Here is a 20636-nt window from a genome sequence, read left to right as displayed (position 1 = left end):
GTCTCGTATCGATTGAATATGCGCTCACTGTGCAGGTCGAACCGGCTTGCCCGTCACACGTTTGGCAGTTTTGTGAACGTCGTTCAATTATATAGTACGTCGAGCCAGGGCCGGTCCATAATTATTTCGGTCCTGGACAGTAAACTGTGCTAAACCCGCGTCCGACGTGAGACTATGTGAATGGTTCATTTATAATGGACCCAAATTAAATGGAAGGGAGTGATATGTCGAAAGAAATCCTGGCGTCGGCAGACAGAGATGTCACCGGACCGCGTTCGCTGACCCGCCTGCTCGGACTGTTCGACGTACTGGCCAAAGCGCCGGATGGAATGTCGCTGGCTGAACTAAACGTTGCGTTGGAGTCGCCGAAAAGCAGCTTGCTCAACTTGCTGCGACCCCTTGTAGCGGAGGGGTTTCTTATGCACGACGTCGGCCGCTACCGGCTGGGACCGTCTATTTTCCGGCTTTCCGCGAACGTCATGGCGGTATGGAATTTTTCGAAGATGCTGCGTCCGTTTCTTGTCGAGTTGTCCGAGCGCACTCACGAAACGGTCTATATCGGCGTGCTCGATGCAGAGCAAAAGGTCATCACGTATGTCGACGTCATTGAAAGTGCACAGTCCGTTCGATATTCGATGATCGTCGGGATGCGTCGCCCGCTGTATTGCACGGCCGCCGGGCGCGTTCTGCTGGCTTACCAGTCCGAAGAGTTTCTTGCCGAGTATCTTCGCACGGTCAAGCTCGAGCGGCACACGGAACAAACCACAGTCAACAAGAAGGTTTTGCGCGAGCAGCTACAAAGCATCGTGGAGACGGGATTGTCGATCAGCCGCGGAGAACTGCTGCCTGACTCGGCAGGGTTGTCGGCACCGATTTTCGGACCCAACGGCAATGTGATTGCGGCAATGGCGGTCGGCGCGCCTTTGGAGCGGTTCGACCGGCAACGAAAGAGTCTGGAGGAACATATGCTCGCCGTTGCGCAACGCGCCTCCGCATTGAGCGGAGCGAACGACGAGGAGTAGCCAGGCTCGCGCGTGATGTCTTTGGCGGATTCGTGTTGCGGCCGCCAATTCCACTCGAGCACTTACCGAACCCGTGCCGGGCCACTTACGCGTGCGCTATCGAGGGCGCGGGACTGACGGCCCGGTCCGCGGCGGCGCGGCAACACGTAGGCAATGGCCAGTCCCGCCAGCGCACTGCCTGCCACATACGCAAACACTGCAACGTAGCTTTGCGCAGCTGGAAACGACGCACCTCCTTCGTTCACGGATGCGCCCTGCAGCAACGTGAATACCGCCTGGGCACCGACCGCGAAAAAACAAGAAAAAAATACGTAGAGCAGACCCGTCGCTTCGCCGGTCTGTTCGGCGGGCGAGGCCTCGATAATCAGGTTGTAGACAGCGGTGTGCGCGAAGGCGAGACCAAAGGAGCAGAGCATTGCGCCTGGAACGAACAGCAATAAATTGCTGCGAAGCACGATCAGGCCGGTCCACGACATCACTAGCATTCCCATGCCGATCAATGCGGCACGACGCGCTTCGTAGCGAGCGGCGATGCGTCCACTCCACGGACTCGCAATCATCGCGACGGAGTTGATGGTGAACATCAGTAGTCCAGCCTGAGTTGCGGTCAGCCCGAAGCCGGCATGCGTCCAGGCTGGTTGCTGTAATAGCAGGGAAAAGACCTGACCGAGTTGCATCGCGCCGATGGCGATACACATCATGCAGACGTTGGCGAGAATCACCTGGCGTTTCGCCAGAATGCGGATGTCGATAAGCGGATTCGTCACGCGGCGCTGATCTCTTGCCCAAAGCCACAGCACCACCAGGCTCGCTATCAGGATGCCCCAGATACGCGGGTCCATGAGTCCCCATGCGTGGATCTGCTGAACGGCGAACAGAATTGCACATAACGCCGGTGCGAAGGCGAGGCCTCGCACGAAGTTGATTCTTTCGCTGGCCCTGCACGACGATTGCGGCACCCATAGACGCACCGCTGTGATCGTGAGCGCACACAAAGCCACTTTGAGCCAGAAGCCGCCCTGCCACGAGTAGTGGTCGACCACAACGCCGGCGCAAATATAGATCAATCCGGCCGACACCATCCCTGCGGCGCTGATCAATCCAACGGCAGACGGTATTTGTCGGGAGGACAGGTTTTCCCGGACGAGTCCCATGGAAAGCGGCGTGATGCCGGATGCGATGGACTGCATGGCGCAGCCGGCGATCAACACGGCGATGCTTTGTGCGCACGCCGCCACCGCGCCCCCTGCGGCCGCGACAACCAGCACAATGAGCAGGACTCGCCGGTAGCCGAGCAGATCGCCAAGCCGCCCACAGATCGCCGCAAAGATTGCTGCCCCGAGCCAGTAGGCGGTGACTGTCCAACCCACCGAGGCCGACCCCGGAAATACCCGGTAGAGGGTGACGAGCATCGTATAGATCACCGTAATGCCTGACGATGCCGCGACTGCCGACATCAGCACTGCAACCATGAACCAGCGCCGCGTGCCCCCGGTAAGGGGCGCTCGCGGTAACGATTGCGGCGTTGCATCGGCGTGCATGAGGCGTCTCCCTTGGATTGAGTCTTTTCTATCATCCCATAGTTGAACGGTGTACGCATAATGGTTGTTGCGCGGAATGATCGAGCGGCCATGGCGCTGGCAGGATCGTTCTTCCCGATATCGATCCGGTATCACGATTTCTCGTTTCGATATGGAGGTTTGTACGTCGACTGCGTGCGCCGATACTTCATTGAACGGCACGGCTCTCATCGCTCGTTCTATAAACAGGAGACTTCTTCATGCAGACTTACCAGGGAAAGATCTACGACGCCGACACACACTTCTATGAAGTGGAGGATGCGTTCAGCCGCTATCTGCCGGAAAAATTCAAGAAAGACTGGGGGTTCACAAGCCGTGTGACTCCCGAAGGCAATCGCTGCATGTACGTCGGCGATCGCAAGGTCGAGATCAGCGAAGGCTACACTTCGGCGGAAGGACTCGTACCGCCGCCGGGGAAACTCCACGAATGGCTGCGGGCCATGAAGGACGGCAAGGATAACGTTGAAATGCGGGTTCAGCCCACGCCTGACATGTTCAATCGCGACGCGCGTCTGAAGAAGATGGACGAGTTCGGTGTCGAGGCCTGCACGATGTATGTTGGCGAAATGGTTGCATGCATCTCGTACTTGAGCGAACCGGTTGCCGCTAATGCCGTCTTGCACGCATACAACCGCTGGATGCTCGACGATTGGGGTTTCAGCTATAAAGAGCGTATCTACAGCACGCCGATCGTCACGCTCGACGATCTCGATTCGGCTGTTGCCGAAGCGAAGTGGCTCGTGGCAAACGGCGTGCGTGTCATCCTGATGCCAATGGGGCCGTTCGGCGGACGCGCACCCGCCGATCCCTATTTCGACCCGTACTGGGCGATTCTCAATGAAGCCGGCGTGCGCGTCACGTTCCATGTTTCCGAAGCGATTTATATGAAGGACCACATGGCCGTCTGGGGCGAGCCGGTGCAGCAATCGCGTCAGCGCCAGACTGCATTCGTATGGATGCATGGTTACGGCGAGCGCCCGGTGGTGGAAACGCTGTCGTCGTTCATCTTCTACAACTTCTTCGAGCGCTTCCCGAACGTAAAACTGTGCAGTGCGGAAAATGGCGCTGAATGGGTGCCGTCGATGCTGGTGAAGATGGACAAATGCCGCGGAATGTCGAAAAACGGCTACTGGCCTTGCGGTCAACTGAAGAGCCGGCCGAGCCAGATATTCAAGGAGAACGTCTTCGTGGTAGCGTATCCGGAAGATGACCTCGCGCAGATCGTCGCGCAAACGGGATCGGCGGACTATCTGCTGATGGGCTCCGACTACCCGCATGCAGAAGGCGTGCCCGAACCGAAAGACTTCGCGCGTGAGGCTTGCGAGCCGTTGTCCGCAGTGGACACTCAAAAAATTATGTACGACAACGGGCGCCGCTTCATCCCGGCCCGGGCCTGATCGTCCGGATGTCCGGGCAGTGAAGAGGCGCGTGTTTTACGCGCCTCGAGCGGTTTTTGTTCGACCCATAAAGATAGAAGCGACAGCGGGTAAGCTTGCGACGTCCCGCGCGTTCGCGTCACTCTGGACAGGCTAGCCATGAACTTACTGGATTATCAGGCGTTGCTGCTCGAGCGCGATGGTGGCGTTCTTACCGTCACGCTGAACCGGCCCGACACTTTGAACGCCTTCGACGAACAGATGGATATCGAAATGTCGCGGCTCTTCGCGGACGTCGCGGAAGATCCGCAAACGCGGGTGGTGGTGCTCACCGGCGCGGGCCGCGCATTCAGTGCGGGCGGCGATATTGAACACATGCAGAAAGTCATCGACGATCAATCGTTGTTTCTCGCCGGCATGCAGCGTGCGAAAAAGATCATCTTCTCGATGCTCGATTGTCCGAAGCCGGTGATCGCGAAGATCAATGGTCATGCAGTGGGACTCGGGGCGACCATCGCGCTGTTCGCTGATCTGAGTTATGCAGCGAACCACGCGAAAATCGGCGATCCGCATGTGAAGGTCGGTTTCGTCGCCGGAGACGGCGGCGCTGTGATCTGGCCGCAATTGATCGGCTACGCGAAGGCCAAGGAGTACCTGTTGACCGGCGATCTGCTTGGGGCTGAAGAGGCAGCTCGTCTCGGATTGATCAATCGTGCCGTTCCCGCGGACGAACTCGATGCGGTTGTCGATGCCATGGCGAAGCGGCTGGCCACGGGCGCGTCGCAAGCCATTCAGTGGACCAAGACATCGATCAATATCGGTTTGAAACAACTTGCCCATTCGATACTCGATGCGTCGATTGCCTACGAGGCTTTATCGAATCAGACGGAAGACCATCAGGAAGCGGTGAATGCGTTTCGCGAGAAGCGTGATCCGGTATTCAAAGGCCGCTAAGTCGTGCTCGCTTCACTGTCGCGCGCAGCTTGTTAACAGGAGTGCCCAATGCAACGTGTAGTGGTGGTGACTGGAGGGTTTGGAACGCTTGGTCGGGCCGTCGGCAACGCGTTCGCAGCCGATGGCTGGAGTGTTGCACTGCTGGATCGGGCGCTGGCGCCTGACGTATCCCCCCAGGACGGGCAATCGCGGTTTGGCGGCGTCGATCTGACAGATCTGGTCAGCGCACGCAAGGCCATGTCGTTAGTGGCCGAGCGTGTCGGACCTTTGAACGCATTGATCAACGTGGCCGGTGGTTTTCGCTGGGAAACATTGGCGGACAGCAATCTGGACACATGGGATGCGATGTATCAGATGAATGTGCGCACGTCTGTGACCGCGTCGAGAGCGGCGTTGGAGCATTTCGCGAATGGAGCGCAGGGCGCACGCATCGTCAATGTGGGTGCCGGCGCGGCGCTGCGGGCCGGCGCGGGCATGGGCGCCTATGCGGCATCGAAGGCCGGCGTGTTGCGCTTCACCGAGGCACTCGCCGACGAGGTCAAGGATCGCGGGATGACGGTCAACGCAGTCCTTCCGGGTGTCATCGATACGCCGCAAAACCGCAAGGATATGCCCGATGCGGATTTCTCGCGCTGGGTGCAGCCGGCAGACATCGCAGCCGTCATTCTCTTTCTCATAACGCCTGCGGCATCCGCTGTGACCGGCGCATCGATTCCGGTTACCGGGCGCTCGTAGCTTAGTCGCCACTGAAGCGCCTTTGCTGTGGCATGTTTTGACTGCAGCAAGGGACGCACTGCCGAGCCTTGCGGGCGCCGGCAGATTCGCGTACGAGAACTGCCCGGATCAGATCAACCGGGCCAGTGAATCCGTGTTGAACCCGAGGAAGGGTTCACCTAAACGCGCGCGACGGGTCCAGTTAGCGTCATGCAGCAATGACCGGCCCACGCCGACCAGATCGAACTCGTTGCGCATGAAGCGATCGAGCAATGGCGTAAGGTCGGGCTGCGCTACCGTTTCCGCGCCGGCCATGGAATCATAGTAGCCCTTATTGATTCCAATGCCGCCTACGGTCATCGAGAGCTTGCCAGTCACCTTCTTTGCCCAGCCGGCAAGGTTCATATCGGAGCCTGCGAACTCCGGGCGGTTGAAATACCGTGTGCTTGCTTCGAAAATATCGACGCCGGCGTCAGCGAGCGGCGCGAGAATCTGTTCGAGCTCTTCGGGCGTGCTGGCGAGACGCGCCTTGAAATCCTGCTGTTTCCACTGCGAAAAGCGAAAACTTATCGGCATGGTTTCGCCGATTTCCGCGCGGATTTCGCGGACTACTTCCGCCGCGAAGCGGCTCCTCGCGACGAGGTCTTTACCCCACGCATCTGTGCGCTGGTTGGTCTCGCTCCACAGGAACGAATCGACCAGATAGCCGTGACCGCCGTGAAGGGCAATTCCGTCGAATCCCGCGTTTTTTGCATACGACGCGCTTCGGCGATAGGCTGCAATGACGTCGGCGATTTCCTCGTCGGTCATTGGTCGGGTGGCAGGCTGCACTCGGTCAAGATAGCCGGCGTCGAGTGACGTCAGGCCTCCCCGTGGTCCCCATAGGCCAGATGGCCGCATTGGGGCAGCGGCGGGCACAGGTCCGGTGTTTGCTTCTTTCATCGGACCCATGTGCCACAACTGGGGAAAAATCACACCTCCGCTTGCGTGGACCGCATCGGTCACGAGGCGCCATGCTTCGACCGATTCGGGCCCCGTCAGCATGGGAATCGAATTCTCACCGAGTCCGGCTTCGCCGAGCGCCGACGGATGATCGATCCCGACACCTTCAGTAATGATGAGTCCGGTCTCGCCCTCAGCGCGCCTCCGATAATACGAAGCGACATCGGGCCCAGGCAGTCCGTCAGGAGAAAAGCCGCGTGTCATGGGCGACATCACGACGCGATTTGCCAGCGTGATTCCGCGGACCGACAGTGGCGCAAATAGGGGTGCTGTGATCACCGTTGTCTCCGTGCGTATAGTTGACTTACGTGCGAATAATGATACGCTACATTTTATGGTGAAACAGCGCGTCGTGCCATGCCCAAAGACATCAAAAGACGATGCCTATCGACCCGACAGAGGACTACGTCAATGCAAGCCCACCTCACTGCCGTTGCCCACGCCGAGCACGCTGATCACGATGGCGACGATCGGATTCCCGAGGGGTTTCAGCTGATGCCGACGTTCGGCCCATTCCATGAGCTCGTCGGCGCGATCTGGTACAGGAAAAACGAGCGTGGCCATGTGGTCGGCATGCGCATGCGCGAGAAACACCGCAACCTTGGGCAGATGATGCATGGTGGGATGGTCTGCATGCTGGCTGACACCGCCATCACATGGGCGAGCAAGTATTCGCGCCAACCCGCACTCAAGGTGTTGACGACCAATCTGACAGTTAATTTCTTAGGTGGCGCTCAGCCCGGTGACTGGGTCGAGGCGCATGTGGACGTGCTTCGGTCCGGTAAGCGCGTGGTCTTTTCAGATTGTCTGATCTGGGCGAACGGTCAGCGTATTGCTCAAGTGTCGGCACAATTCCAGGTCATGGGGCAGATGGATGCGTAGAGCGGCTGGCCGCTCTAGACCTGTGGCTCGTGAGTCTGGCTGGATTGCGTGTACCTCCAGGCCGACAGCAGCAACTGCTGAATGTGTGCGGCACGCTGTTCGCGATGTGCGCGCGTAGTCGGAATGCCCATCAATACTTCCGTGCTGCCCGCCACTAGCGTGAGCAGGTCACGCGCAGCCGCAGGTGCGTCATCCACCTTGATCGTGCCACCGCGAGCGGCCGAGGCGATGAACTCCGCTACCGGTTCGAGCATCTCGTTGACATACCGAACGAACCCATTCGCCACATCCGGAAAGCGATTCGATTCTCCAACCACGACACGGGTAATTTGAATCGTGTCCGTGGCCGCCATATGCTCAGTCAATGTGCGCAAAAGGAGCGACAGCGTCTTCTCGAACTCGCGAGACGGTTTGAGCAACTGCTCGATCCTGCCTCGTAAATCCTGCATGCCATGCGAGATCGCGGCGCGAAACAGATCCTCTTTCGTGCCGAACTGCCGGTAGACGGTTGTTTTGCTGATCCCGGCGAGAGCAGCTATTTCTTCCACTCTGGCTGCACCGAATCCTTCCGCACGAAAAATCTGCGTGGCTGCGCTCAGCAGTCTTTCGCGCAGTTCGGCCGCGGCGTCTTGTGTAGGCCGGCCCGCGGCGCGTGGAGCGGCTGTGGCCATTACGGCGCCGACTGGAGGTACGGGTGAAGGATGGCGTGCCGGAGATTTAGCCATGGGCAGCTAGCTACCAGGGGGAAAGTGAAAGTGTACTCACCTCCCTGGCAGTCCGCCAGTAGGGCGGCCATAACGCTAGTCGAGCGCGACGTGCGCAATCTCGCCGGCAACATGCTGGTGCGTCGGACGAATCAGGGCAAGCAACGGAATCACGGCCAGCGTAGCGAATAGCATTAGCTTGAAGGCATCGATGTGCGCGATCATCGATGCCTGTTGCGTGATGATTGCGTCGAGCGTCGCCATCGAGGCTTGCGAAGAAACGTCGAACTGTTGTCGCAGCAGCGGATTAAATGCCGTCACGTGTTCGGCAAGTGCAGCATGAGAAACCTGAGTATTGCGCGACACGATTGACTGCACAACGGAGATGCCGATGCTGCTCCCGAGGTTGCGCATCAGGCTGTAAATCGCAGTGCCGTCCGCGCGCAGTTCCGGCGTCAATGTCGAGAACGATGCCGCACTCAGCGGCACAAACACCAAACCCAGACCAAAGCCTTGAATCAGCCCCGGCCAGACAATATCGGAGCGTGCCAGCACGATGGTGTATTGCGTCATCTGCCATAGCGAAAACGCGGATACGGCGAAGCCACATAGCAATGAAAGCCGCAGATCGACTTTGCCGACAAGGCGCCCGGCGATCAGCATCGCGATCATCGTACCGAGACCGCCTGGCGCGGTGACGAGGCCCGTCGTCGCGACAGGATAGTTCATCAGATTTTGCAGCATGGGCGGAATCAGCGCACGGGTGGCGTAGAGCACCGCACCGATGACGAAGATGAAGCCGATGCCGGTGGCAAAGTTGCGATCCCACAGCAATTGGTAGCGAAAGAACGATCGCGGACCGGCGGTCGCCGTGTGCACGATAAAAAACGCAAATGCGATAGCGGCAATCACGGCTTCGATGCGAATTTCCAGTGAGCCGAACCAGTCGAGCTGATCGCCGCGATCGAGCATCGCCTGGAAGGCGCCGATTGCCACCCCCAGCGTGATGAAACCCACGAAATCGAAACTGCGCTTCTGGCGATCATCGCGAGCCGGGAGCGAGACCAGGATGCCGGCTAGCGCGAGTAAGCCGACGGGCAGGTTGATGAAGAATACCCAGCGCCAGTTATAGCTGTCCGTGAGCCATCCGCCGAGAGTCGGGCCGATGATGGGGCCGATCATCACGCCCATGCCCCACACGGACATCGCCTGGCCCTGCTTTTCGCGTGGATTGATATCGAGCAGGATCGACTGCGCGAGAGGTACCAGCGCAGCTCCAAACACGCCTTGCAGCACGCGCGACAGCACGATCTGCTGAAGCGAAGCGGAAATACCGCATAGTCCCGAAGCCATCGTGAAGCCAGCAATGGAAACGACGAGCAGACGCTTCAAACCAAGGCGGTCGGTGAACCATCCGGTGAGCGGTGTGGCGATCGCCGCCGCGACAATGTACGAGGTAAGAACCCAGACGATTTCATCCTGCGACGCTGCGAGTGCACCCTGCATGTGCGGAAGGGCGACATTGGCAATCGTGCTGTCGAGCGTTTGCATCAACGTGGCCAGCATGATCGACACCGTGATAATGCGGCGATTCTTTACGGCTCCTTTCTCGGCGTTCACGGTGTCGGCTGGTATGGGGTCTTTCGAAGGATTGTGTATTGATCGCGGCGCGGCCGGTGCTGAGATAGGTGAGTGCACAGGCTGAACCGTCAGACTTCGATCATGCCGCGAACGTATGATTCCATCGTTCCCGCACACGAAAGTTTGTCTTCACCCTCTTCGAGATCCGCATAACGGCCGACCTGCCTGATGAGCGGTCCTTGCAAACCCTCTGTGTCGCCTTGGGGCGAAAAGTCGACTGTCACCTTGTCACCCGTGATGAACCCGCCCCAATACCCTTCGGCAAGCAGATCGAAGAACGCGAAGCGGCCTTCAACAACTCCGCTTCCATCGGCAGGGTTGAGCAACTTTTCGCCGGCCTTATCAAGCACAAACGGAACGATCCACGGACAGATCGCGAAGCCTTGCGCCACGTCCGACCATGGGCCGGTGCCGATCATCTCCGACATGCCATAGCTGTTCTGGATGTTCTCCGACTTGATGCCGTAAAAGTCGATGATCTGCTGGCGGAAATCCGCAGGGGCTTGCGTGCCTTTCAAGCCGCCACCTGTGGTGATGACCGTTTCCGGATGACAGATGCCGTTGGCAACGCCACGCCGGCGCGCGAAATCGACCAGCGTCCAGTGCAGAGACCAGTTGCCCTGCACGAGCACAGGCACATCCCGGTGAGCGAGTAGTTTGTCGAGAAAGCGGTCGATCATCGCGCCTGTATGTTGCTGACGCTTTGCAGCCTGCTCCTGAAACGCCGCGATCGCACTCGGCTTCGCGCTGCCATCTGCGAGCGTGCGGCGCATGCGGCCCATCTCTATCGTCGACGATGCCAGCACTGGCTCGTCAAACATCAACGTGCTTTCGCTGCCGAGTTGCGTGGCCGCGCTCAGGACGGGACCGATATGACGATGGGCACCGCTTGGCGGCATCATCAAAAACACCGGACGCTTGCCGAAATCCCGCTCGATCAGCTTGTTGCCATACACGCCGAGCTTCACGCACGTCGCCGTCACGCGGTCCATGTCGGCGCGCGTCTGGCTGATAAAACTGCATTTACCTGAGGTGCCGCTCGAGCTGAACACGTAGTGGCCGGCGCCGCGCAGGCGCTCCATCCAGCTATCGACGTTCTCGACACCATCCACATCGACGTCGACCACTGGCCGGCTCGTCAGTGTTTGTAGCCAGGTGTTCAAGTGCTTCCATCGACCGATCTCGACGAACTGCTCCGGGTAACTCTTGTAAATCTGGTGTGCGAACAGCAGCGGGACCATATCGGCTTCGGTGCGGAGCTCATCGATGCCCATGTCGGTTGCGCGACGGTTCAGGAGCCTGATCTGTTCCCGGCGCTCGGTAAAGCGCTCGCGCATCGCCGCCAGTTGAAGCGCCCGAAGATTGTCGGGGTGCTGGCGAAACGGATCGACATCCTGTTCAAGAAGGTCGTAAAAGCGGTCAACGGCAGACATGGGGTCTCCTAAGTGACGAGGCGCTATTGGGCGAAATCCGTGGCGGTCGACACATCGAGCCACGTGTCGAGGTTCTCCTGCAGCGCCGCAAGTTTGTTGCGCACGACGCCGACCGCGTCGGGCCCGAGAGCCAGCCTCAACGGCGGCTCCTCGGCATAGACCGCCTGGATGATCGCCGCAGCCGCCTTGGTCGGATCCCCCGACTGTGTGCCGTGATAGTGGGTCATCTGCTCACGCATTTTTCCGACTGTGTCTGCATATGCAGGTGCTGCGACTTCGCTCCACCGCAGCGAGCTGCCCGCAAAATTCGTGCGAAAACCGCCGGGTTCAACCAGCGTGACGTGTACGCCGAACGGCTTGAGTTCTCGTGAAAGAGACTCTGACAAGCCTTCGACTGCATGCTTGGAAGCGCAATAGAAACTGCAGCCCGTAATGCCGATCAACCCCGCGACCGATGACAGGTTGACGATGTGCCCTGAGCCGCGCTCGCGTAAATGCGGCAACACTGCCCGGATGGTGTTCACGGTGCCGAAGAAATTGGTGTCGAACACTTGTCTCGCTTCGGCGTCGGACACCTCTTCGAGCGCGCCGAACAAGCCGTATCCCGCGTTATTCACCAGCACGTCGATGCGGCCTGCGCGGGCAAGCGCCTGCTCGATGGCGTGCGGGACGGTTGACGCGTCGGTCACGTCGAGCACTATTGCGTACGCGAGGCCGGTGGAAGACAACTGCTCGAATGCCTCGATCTGCGACGGGTTGCGCACGGTGCCGACCACCTTGTCACCGCGCGCGAGCACTGCTTCAGCGAGGGCCCGGCCGAGACCGGACGAGACGCCCGTGATTAGCCAGACAGCGGCGGATGTCGATTTGCCTGTCATCAAAACTCTCTCTAACGAAATAGGAAAAAAAATCACGCGGTGCGGCTGGCTTCGACCATGTCGCCTAGCTCGCCGCGCACATAGCCATCGATCGTGCCGGCACACGACAGCTTGTCGTCGCCCCCTGGCAAGTCCTTGTAGCGCACGACATCGCGAATGAGAGGTGTGCGCACACCATCGATGCCGTGCCCGAATTCCATCACGACCTTGTCGCCGCTGATTACGCCGCCCCAGCGTCCATCGGCAAGCAAATCGATAATCGCGAGGCGCCCCTCGACGACACCTTTGCCACCCGGCGGATTGAGCAACTGTTCGCCAGTGGCGTCGAGCACGAGTGGCACAAGCCATGGCGGAACAGCCCACGCGTTGGCTGCGTGGAACCATGGGCAGAATCCGGATACCTCGCCCATGCCATAGCCGTCATTAAAGTTGGCCGCGTTGAAATTGAAGAAGCGCGCGCACTGTTCCTGGAAATCGTCGGGAAGATTCGCGCCTTTTTTCCCGCCACCGATGCTAATGACCGTGTCCGGATGGAACTCGCCATCCGGTATGCCCCGTTCGCGCGCGGTTGCCACGATCTGATACAGCATGCCCATCATGCCCATGATGAACATCGGCTCGCGGCGTCGTTCCAGCAGCAGATCGATGAAGCGCCGGAAGTCGGCCTGCACGAGTTCAGCGCGTGCCCGACTTTCGAGCTGGAATGTGGCGATATCGCTGGGCATGGCGGTACCGTCAGCAATAGCGCGGCGCATGCGTGCCATGCGCGCGGTCTGGTCCGCGCTTTGCGGCACGTCGGACATGTAGTGGATGTCGCCAGGAATGGCGATTGTTTCCGCGAATCTGGACATTCGCTCGGTGCCGGTATACGAACCGGAGGAGGGCGTCAGCAGGAACACCGGAACGCGGCGCGATGGATCGCGCATGGCGCTTGCCGCCCAACGAATGCCCTGGCCCATCAGCCGCCAGGCAAGTTCCCTATCGGCACCGCTTTGATAGATGAAAGATTGTTTTCCCGATGTGCCACTGGAACTCATCACGTAATGGCCATGTCGGCGCAGTTCGTTGATCCAGTCGTCCATGTTCGTAACGTTGGTGTAGTTTGGGCCTTCGATCTTTTGCGCCGTCAGCGTTTGCAGCCACGCGGTTAGTCGCGCCCATTTGCCCTGTTCGATAAAAGCGTCGGGATAGCTCTTGTAGACCGCGTCTGCAAACAGCAATGGCACCGCATCATGAAGGTTTGAAAGTTCACCTACGTCCGCATCCGTTGCACGCTTGTCGAGAATACGGATCTGTCGGCGCCGCTGCGCGAACCGTTCGCGCAACGCCTGCAATTGGATGGCGTGGAGATCGTCCGGAGCGTTGCGAAAGGGGTCGGGATGAGCGGTCAGTTGCAGCAGAGTGTCGAGGGCCGACATCATTCGGTCTCCGTCGAGCTATTCCCGCCCGCTTCTTCGGATATCCACTTCATGAAGCGGTGAATCGGGAACATGCCGTCATGCGGATAGCCGCCAACGCCGTCTGAAATCGATTCGCCAAGCGTCACCATGCGCTGGACGCCGGCACACGCGAGCGCGTCACGAACCTCGACGACGCGGTGCGGAGGGTAGATGCCAACGGTCTGAGTGGCCACGGTTGCAAACCGGGTTGCATCATGGAGGCTCTTCACTGGAATGACGTTCACCGTCTTGCAGATGGGATGAAAGTCGACCAGCTCGTCCGAGCGGATCACAAGGCCCTTTCCGTCATAACCACCGAACACGCGATAAATCGGCTCCATTTCGCGTAACACGTCGACGGCTTCCCGGATGTCGTTTGGCACTACGGGGCCTTGCCCATCGCCATAACGGAAGTCTTCGCTCAGTGCTGTCGCAAGATGTTCGCAATAGCGGTCGGCATCGTCCTCGTCGCCTTCAATGAATTGGTAGCGGCTCGCATTGCACGCGTCCTGATTGAACGACTGCACATCGGCCGCGCCGGCGCGTGCAACTTGTCCAAGCAGTTCTTCCGACGCAAATGCTTCCCGTCCAATGAGCGAGATCGACACCTTCGGGTCGAAAGCGACCAGTTCCAGGCCGGGACCCGCGTAACGCATTGCATGGCGCACGGCGCTTTCGCCACCCCACACCACGAGCTTGTCGAAATATTGCGGCCGATACAGGATCGATTCGACGTTCTCGTCCCCGCCGCGCCAATAAGCGGCGGAAAATGACTGCGTCAACGGATGCGCGGGGTCGATTTCGGCCATGGTGCGCAAAATCGCCGTCGCGGTAAAAAGGTCGTTGGAAGGCAGCTTCAATAGATGCACACCTTTGGTCAGCGCGGCGCGCATCACGGTCATGGCGGCGACCATGGGCGAATTTCCGGCGAGTATGTGAACGAGGCGCGGAGGAAACGCGCGCAGACGGCTGGGGCGTCCGCGCAACGTGCGCGGCATCCAGCCGTCGATCACACTGGCGTCGCCGAGGCTGATACGCAACTCGTCTTCGATCACGCTGCGCGCGAACAGATTCGGAATGTCGCGATAGCAGTTTTCCAGAATGCGGCGACCGAGCGGGCTCACCTGGATCATCGATTCAAGCGCCTGCTGCATCAGCGGATTCGCATCCAGATGCAGACGCGGACCGAGCTCGACGAGGAAGTCGATAACGTGTGCAATCGGCAAGTCGAACGCGGGGCCTGCTTGCGTGCGGGACCAGATCAGATCGTCCAGCTCTATCGCCGGTGTGCGAAATCCCGTGCCAAGATCGCGCGAGATATGCGTGACAGCCGCGCCCGAGACGGTACGCCCGCGATAGACATGCGGTACGAGCAGATACGCCGGAGCGCCGCCATGCAGAGATTGCGGGGCCTTCTGAACGGGGGTATCGACATGATCCATGAGTATTCCTTCTCGATTCGGTAAGAACGCGACGTTCGCGCCCGGATGAATGCGCGTGGGACTAATCTTTAGTCAGCCGAGGTTGGCAATCATGCGATCCATACACAGCTTCAGCGTTTCCACTTCGTCTTGAGTGAAACCGCGCAATTGCCGGTCGTTCGTCTCGACGATCAAAGGAACGGTTTCGCAAATCGTCGTGCGGCCGCTATCGGTCAGCACCAGGTAAACGCTGCGTCTGTCCAATTCATTGCGAACGCGGCGGAGAAACCCACGTCTTTCAAGAAAATCGAGCTGGCGCGTCATGGCTCCGCTGTCGGACAGCAGGATGCGGTATAGCTCTGACGGCGTCCTGGCACGTCCGTCGAACAGCGCTTTCAGGACGCCCCATTGCAAGGCGGATAGACCATAGGCCGAGAGTTTGGCGTCTACCGCGTCGCACAGCAGAATGCGCACCTGGTTCATCCGGTAGGCGACGCTTTCCTCTGAACGATAGGTATTCGTGCCTTGCCGATGCGCGAGTTCGCAGTCCGGCAAAGCGGCCTCAAACTGAAGCGCTGATGAGTTGTCCACTGGATTTCTGCCAAAAAAGTATCTGCCGTTGAAGGCAACTATATGCACGTCATTCGAAAAACGCAACGTCTTTCGTTTTGTGGTTTTCCCCATGTTGTCAACGATAGGCTCGGTGCGCGACGATGCGCCGAGATGTTCCGTCTGTGGGAGGCTCGCCGGTCTTCAACGAGATGACTACGCGCGAATGCATTGGACAATGCAATATGTTTTCAATGCTGTAAGCTGTCGCGCGTTGCGGTCCGCTCCACGGCAAATACAGTTAGGAAGCCAAATGGAACGTGAATGTGAAGCAAGATTGTCGCCGTTGCCGGTGGAAGTAGGCGAGGTGACGGCGAAATGGCTGTCGCAGGCACTCGCGACCTATTGCGAAGGTGTGGAAGTCACGTCGCTGAAACTGATGGATGTCATCTACGGAACAGCAACGAAGCTTCGCGTTCGCCCCGAATACAATGCGCGGGGAAATGAGGCCGGCTTGCCGCGGTCTCTGATTGTCAAAGGCGGCTTTGTCCCCGAATATCGGCATCTGAATGCGTATATCTACGAGTACGAGGCGCGTTTTTTCGACGAGGTGCAGCCTGAATTGCCCGTGCAGGTTCCTCGCGCATATTTCTCGGCGACCGACCATTCGAATGGACAATCGATTGTCATTCTTGAGGATCTCGCGGAACGGGACGTGACCTTCTGCCGTGTGCAGAATACGTTGTCGTACGCGCAAGCTGCGGCAAACCTCGACGCACAAGCCCGATTGCACGCGCAATACTGGAGTGCGCCCGCTCTCGCTGCAGACGGTAAGCTTGGCTGGCTGGCCGAACAGGACCCGTTGCCGGACGGCGAGGCCGGCACCTATCACTGGGGGCAACTCAAAGCTGATGTATTCGCGCACTACACCCAGTTGCCGCGAGGGGCTGCGATTGCCAGGCAGTTCCATGACCGCGACTGGATGCAGCGAGCGCTGCTGAACCTGCGTTCGTTCGATCGGCTAGGACCGATGACGTTTTTACATGGCGATGTGCACTTGGGAAATCTGTATATCGAGCGCGATGGCACGCCCGGTTTTCTCGATTGGCAATCGTATCGGCGCGGACCATGGTCGCACGATTTCACATACTTTCTCGTGTCCGCGCTTGATATTGCCGACCGTCCAGAATGGGAACGCTCGCTGCTTACGCACTACCTCGAACGACTCGCCGCATATGGAGTTGCAACACCGCCGTCTTTCGATGAAGCATGGGATGCATATCGGCGCCATCTCGTTTACGGGCTCTATTTCTGGTTGGTGAATCCCGTTGAGTGGCAGGCTGAGGTCAATAACTGCGCAGTCGCATCTCGCTTTGCAATGGCGGCCCTCGATCACGACGTGTTCGAGTTGATGGGCTAGCTACTGAAAATTTTAAAGGGGGGCAAACCTTGTCCGCGCTAATTGTTGCAAGCGACATGAGACTGCCGGTGACGGTCGATGAAATTTCCGCGAAGTGGCTGACCGCAGCGCTTCAGTTTCGCTATCCCGGCGTGGAGGTCACGAGCTTACTATGCGAGGACGTCTTGTCGGGAACCTCGACGAAGGTGCGCGTTCTGCTCGAGTACAACGGTACGGGAGAAGAGTTCTGTCTGCCTGCGCGGATGATCGTGAAGGGGGGATTTGAAGAACACAGCCCGTTGATGAAAGACATGTACCAGAACGAGATGCGTTTCTATCGCGACGTGTTGCCATTCATCGACATGAACGCGCCTCGGTGCTTCTATGCGGGCACCGATCCCTCTGGCTGGCAGTCGATTGTCGTGATGGAGGATCTGCGAGCAAGCGGAGTCACGTTTTGTCACGCACAGTGTTCAGCGGGCTATGACGATGTCGCGGCGCGGCTTGCCGCAATGGCGCGTTATCACGCTCAAACGTGGGACAGTCCGGAATTCGCTGAACACGGGCGATACGGTTGGATTGGCGAGCGTTTCTCGGGGTGGTCGCTCGACTACATGCGCCGCTATCTGGTGCCTGAGGTATGGCGGCACTATGTTGAACTACCCCGTGGAGCCGCAGTCAGCCGGCTTCTTCACGACCGTGAGTGGATGGAGGCGGCACTCACGCAGCTTGGCGAGTCGCATCGAGGCAAGCCGGTGTGTCTGATTCACGGTGACACGCACCTCGGTAACCTGTACGTAACAGCAGATGGCAAGCCGGGTTTTTTCGATGCGCAGGTCAGCCGTGCGCCTTGGAGTCTCGAAGTTTCATACCATATCTGCTCCGCGCTCGATATTGCCGATCGGCGCAAGTGGGAGCGCCAATTGCTTGCCCATTACCTGACTCATCTTGCGGCAAACGGTGTCGAAACACCCGCGTTCGAAGCGGCGTGGGAGGACTACCGGCGAGACCTGGTCTATGGATACTTTATCTTCGCCATAAACGAGACGCGCTTTCAGACCGAGGCAGTGAACACAGCCTACGCTGCGCGTTTCGGGGCGGCTATGCTCGACCATGGGACAGTTTCGCCGGCGCAGTGATGTCTCGAAGCTCATCGCTTCGGGTCCTCTGTTTTGGGTTCATACAGGCCTCACTAGTGCTTCCGCAATAATGGAACTACTAGTTGCATTATTGCGCAGCGAGGCTTAAGCTAAATCTCCAATCCACAGGTGGAAAGGTCGACCGCGCGGACGAACTGCGGCGAACAGCAAGGAGACGGTATGAACGCGACATTGGATGCTGGCGTACTGCCGGCAATGCAGGAACTCCACGTATCGAACGATATTCTTGACGATCGCGCGGCCCTGCAGGCGGCGTGGGATCGCGATGGGTACTGGTTCTTCCGGGACGTGCTCGACACCGAAGCAGTCGGGCGGTTGCGCAGAGTATTTCTAGACGAGCTTTCGCAACTTGGCGTGATTGCCCCGGACGATCCCGTTGCTCGATTCAACGGCAAGAGCCTGGAAGACTTTCCATTTCGTATGGAGTCGCTCGCGTCGCGCAAGGTCTGGAAACCTTTCGTCGCCGAGCCGTCAATTCATCGTTTTTTCAGCCGCCTGCTTGCCGACGACCCATTCTGGATTCCCACGGTCGAGTATCGCGCTACGCCCCCGGCGCAAGATCGCGCTCGAGCCCGCTTCGACTATGTCCATCAGGACGGTTTCTACAACGCGGGAATTCCGTTCTCTATCTGCTGGATTCCGCTGGCCGAGATCGATCCTGACGTCGGAGGGCTGGTGCTCGCCGAAGGCATGCATAAGGGGCCGTATTTGCACGATCTCGCGCAACCACCGCTTTTTCCGATTCCTGATGGCGCAGTGCCGGCGCATGCATGGCGCCGCACGACATATCGGCCCGGCGATGTTGTCATGATGCATCTGAATACTCCACATACCGGCGTGGCAAATTACTCGGACCGCTTCCGGCTTTCGATGGACATTCGTGTAATGGCCGCGTCCGGCGACACACCGATTATCGGCAACATCACGTCGCTGACGTCCCGTGAGGTGGCGGTGCAGGGCGATCAAGGCCGCAGTGGAGCGTTCGTGTTCGATGAAAACACGTACTGCCGGGGGATCGATGGCAGGAAGGTGCCGCTCGACGAGATTCCATCGCACTTTCGCGCCGGAGATGAAGTGATTCTGGCGGTGCGCGATGGCCGGGTAACGGTGCTGCGTCCACCACACTGACAGTTCGTCGAATACTCACATCGGGTAAAGCATGCCTTTTCCAAAGGTTTTTCATCAGCGTCTGGCTGGCAAAGTCGCCATCGTGACCGGCGCGGGTTCGCAAGGCAATGGTGTCGGTACCGGCAAGGCCATCGCTTGTCTTTTCGCGCGTGAAGGCGCGTCGGTCTGCCTGGTCGATCGTGACGAGGAGCGGGCTGCCGAAACGCTTGCGATGATCGTTGAAGCCGGGGGTAATGGGTTCGTCTGCGCTGCCGATGTCACCGACAGCGATGCATGCGCACGCGTCGTTGCGGCTACGGTCGAGCGTTATGGCGCGTTGCATATCCTTGTCAACAATGTCGGTGTGGCAGGGGCGGGAGGCCACTTCGAGAATATCGACGAAGCCTCATGGGATCGCATTATCGATGTCAATCTCAAGAGTGCCTTTTTGATGAGCCGAGCGGCGGCGCCTCATCTGGTTGCAGGAAAGAATGGCGCAGTGGTCAACGTCAGTTCGACAGCGGGTCTGCGGAGTCACGGCGCGGCCGCATACGGGTCGTCGAAGGCGGGCATGATTGCGTTGACGCGTGAACTGGCCGTCGTATACGGCCGCGATGGGGTCCGTGCCAATGCCATCGCGCCGGGACATATCTTCACCCCGATGGTCGAGAGCATGCTGGACGAGCCGGCAAAAGAGCGGCGCCGCAAGGTCGCGCCCCTCGGCATCGAAGGGGACGCGTGGGACGTTGCGGCGGCTGCATTGTTCCTCGCCAGCGATGATGCGCGCTTCATTACCGGCGCGTGTCTGCCGGTGGACGGCGGCGTGACGGAAGTTGCAGCACTCTGCGCTTACGATCTGATACAGCAATAGCGTTGTAGCGGACATCGCTATTGGTGAAGGCGAGGTCGAATCTTTAATTGCGGAGAAAAGCATCCGCAAGACCGGTACGGAGACTTTTTGCATGACCGCAGCATTGCTAGAACAATACGGCCCGCGCGAGTCGATGGAATACGACGTCGTGATCGTCGGCGGCGGCCCGGCTGGCCTGTCCGCGGCGATCCGGCTGAAGCAGCTGGCGGCCGAGAAGGGCGTCGAGCTTGGCGTCTGCGTGCTGGAAAAAGGCTCGGAGATCGGGGCGCATATTCTCTCGGGTGCCGTGATGGACCCGCGTGCGTTGAATGAACTGATTCCGGACTGGAAGGAAAAAGGCGCGCCTCTGGATGTTGAAGTGACCGAGGACCGCTTCTTCTTTCTCACCGAAACCGGCTCGAAGAGCGTGCCGAACTGGGCGCTGCCGGATAACTTCAGGAACCACGGCAACTATGTGATCAGCCTCGCAAACGTCACGCGCTGGCTCGGCCAGCAGGCCGAAGC

At 59.1% G+C, this 20636-nt stretch carries 19 protein-coding genes; 10 read left to right on the top strand and 9 right to left on the bottom strand.

Annotation, left to right across the window (positions count from 1 at the left end):
* The first annotated feature begins 224 nt into the window (after positions 1 to 224).
* Complete coding sequence (locus C0Z16_RS23870) at positions 225 to 1022, top strand: IclR family transcriptional regulator (RefSeq protein ID WP_102634539.1); 798 nt, start codon at positions 225 to 227, stop codon at positions 1020 to 1022.
* 62 nt (positions 1023 to 1084) lie between these two features.
* Here the strand turns inward: C0Z16_RS23870 and C0Z16_RS23865 are convergent, their stop codons facing one another.
* A complete protein-coding gene (locus C0Z16_RS23865) occupies positions 1085 to 2563 on the bottom strand; it encodes an MFS transporter (RefSeq protein WP_244201331.1) in 1479 nt (492 codons plus the stop codon).
* 239 nt (positions 2564 to 2802) lie between these two features.
* Between C0Z16_RS23865 and C0Z16_RS23860 the strand changes: the two genes are divergently transcribed.
* The 3 genes from C0Z16_RS23860 (at position 2803) to C0Z16_RS23850 (ending at position 5667) form a co-directional block, all read left to right on the top strand.
* Positions 2803 to 3999 carry an amidohydrolase family protein gene (locus C0Z16_RS23860; protein WP_102634538.1) on the top strand — a complete coding sequence of 399 codons (1197 nt, stop codon included), beginning with the start codon at positions 2803 to 2805 and terminating at the stop codon, positions 3997 to 3999.
* A 138-nt stretch (positions 4000 to 4137) separates the two neighbouring features.
* Positions 4138 to 4932 (top strand): enoyl-CoA hydratase/isomerase family protein, encoded by a 795-nt coding sequence (locus C0Z16_RS23855; RefSeq protein WP_102634537.1) that lies wholly within the window; start codon positions 4138 to 4140, stop codon positions 4930 to 4932.
* Positions 4933 to 4980: 48 nt separating this feature from the next.
* Positions 4981 to 5667, top strand: coding sequence for an SDR family NAD(P)-dependent oxidoreductase (locus tag C0Z16_RS23850; RefSeq protein WP_102634536.1), 687 nt, complete (start codon positions 4981 to 4983; stop codon positions 5665 to 5667).
* 108 nt (positions 5668 to 5775) lie between these two features.
* On the opposite strand, the gene C0Z16_RS23845 is transcribed toward C0Z16_RS23850, so the two are convergent.
* Complete coding sequence (locus C0Z16_RS23845; RefSeq protein ID WP_102634535.1) at positions 5776 to 6927, bottom strand: NADH:flavin oxidoreductase; 1152 nt, start codon at positions 6925 to 6927, stop codon at positions 5776 to 5778.
* A gap of 132 nt (positions 6928 to 7059) precedes the next feature.
* On the opposite strand from C0Z16_RS23845, the gene C0Z16_RS23840 reads away from it, so the two are divergent.
* The gene (locus C0Z16_RS23840) at positions 7060 to 7530 is read left to right on the top strand and encodes a PaaI family thioesterase (protein ID WP_102634534.1); all 471 of its coding nucleotides are present in this window, start codon (positions 7060 to 7062) and stop codon (positions 7528 to 7530) included.
* 14 nt (positions 7531 to 7544) lie between these two features.
* On the opposite strand, the gene C0Z16_RS23835 is transcribed toward C0Z16_RS23840, so the two are convergent.
* From C0Z16_RS23835 to C0Z16_RS23805, 7 genes are all read right to left on the bottom strand, one after another.
* Entirely contained in the window at positions 7545 to 8201 is a 657-nt protein-coding gene (locus tag C0Z16_RS23835) for a TetR/AcrR family transcriptional regulator (RefSeq protein ID WP_102634533.1), read from the bottom strand.
* A 129-nt stretch (positions 8202 to 8330) separates the two neighbouring features.
* The gene (locus tag C0Z16_RS23830; protein ID WP_407070697.1) at positions 8331 to 9869 is read right to left on the bottom strand and encodes an MDR family MFS transporter; all 1539 of its coding nucleotides are present in this window, start codon (positions 9867 to 9869) and stop codon (positions 8331 to 8333) included.
* A 74-nt stretch (positions 9870 to 9943) separates the two neighbouring features.
* A complete protein-coding gene (locus tag C0Z16_RS23825; protein ID WP_102634532.1) occupies positions 9944 to 11308 on the bottom strand; it encodes a hypothetical protein in 1365 nt (454 codons plus the stop codon).
* Positions 11309 to 11331: 23 nt separating this feature from the next.
* The gene (locus tag C0Z16_RS23820; protein WP_102634531.1) at positions 11332 to 12186 is read right to left on the bottom strand and encodes an oxidoreductase; all 855 of its coding nucleotides are present in this window, start codon (positions 12184 to 12186) and stop codon (positions 11332 to 11334) included.
* Between the two features lie 32 nt (positions 12187 to 12218).
* The gene (locus tag C0Z16_RS23815) at positions 12219 to 13607 is read right to left on the bottom strand and encodes a hypothetical protein (protein WP_244201330.1); all 1389 of its coding nucleotides are present in this window, start codon (positions 13605 to 13607) and stop codon (positions 12219 to 12221) included.
* Positions 13604 to 15067 (bottom strand): acyl-CoA reductase, encoded by a 1464-nt coding sequence (locus C0Z16_RS23810; protein ID WP_102634530.1) that lies wholly within the window; start codon positions 15065 to 15067, stop codon positions 13604 to 13606. Before C0Z16_RS23810 ends, C0Z16_RS23815 begins: the two co-directional genes overlap by 4 nt.
* A gap of 72 nt (positions 15068 to 15139) precedes the next feature.
* Positions 15140 to 15730 carry a MarR family winged helix-turn-helix transcriptional regulator gene (locus C0Z16_RS23805; RefSeq protein ID WP_102634529.1) on the bottom strand — a complete coding sequence of 197 codons (591 nt, stop codon included), beginning with the start codon at positions 15728 to 15730 and terminating at the stop codon, positions 15140 to 15142.
* A gap of 178 nt (positions 15731 to 15908) precedes the next feature.
* Here C0Z16_RS23805 and C0Z16_RS23800 point away from each other — a divergent pair, with 178 nt between their 5' ends.
* The 5 genes from C0Z16_RS23800 to C0Z16_RS23780 form a co-directional block, all read left to right on the top strand.
* Complete coding sequence (locus tag C0Z16_RS23800) at positions 15909 to 17015, top strand: phosphotransferase family protein (RefSeq protein ID WP_102634528.1); 1107 nt, start codon at positions 15909 to 15911, stop codon at positions 17013 to 17015.
* Between the two features lie 56 nt (positions 17016 to 17071).
* Positions 17072 to 18133: a phosphotransferase gene (locus C0Z16_RS23795; protein ID WP_102634527.1), complete on the top strand. Its 1062-nt coding sequence runs from the start codon at positions 17072 to 17074 to the stop codon at positions 18131 to 18133.
* A gap of 180 nt (positions 18134 to 18313) precedes the next feature.
* The gene (locus tag C0Z16_RS23790) at positions 18314 to 19282 is read left to right on the top strand and encodes a phytanoyl-CoA dioxygenase family protein (RefSeq protein WP_102634526.1); all 969 of its coding nucleotides are present in this window, start codon (positions 18314 to 18316) and stop codon (positions 19280 to 19282) included.
* Positions 19283 to 19313: 31 nt separating this feature from the next.
* Entirely contained in the window at positions 19314 to 20132 is an 819-nt protein-coding gene (locus tag C0Z16_RS23785) for an SDR family NAD(P)-dependent oxidoreductase (protein ID WP_102634525.1), read from the top strand.
* Between the two features lie 91 nt (positions 20133 to 20223).
* The coding region (locus C0Z16_RS23780; RefSeq protein ID WP_146014339.1) for an NAD(P)/FAD-dependent oxidoreductase at positions 20224 to 20636 on the top strand (413 nt) is incomplete at its 3' end.

The sequence above is a fragment of the Paraburkholderia rhynchosiae genome (assembly GCF_002879865.1).
In the GTDB taxonomy this organism is placed as follows: Bacteria; Pseudomonadota; Gammaproteobacteria; order Burkholderiales; family Burkholderiaceae; genus Paraburkholderia; species Paraburkholderia rhynchosiae.
This window is presented reverse-complemented; position numbering and strand designations above follow the sequence as displayed.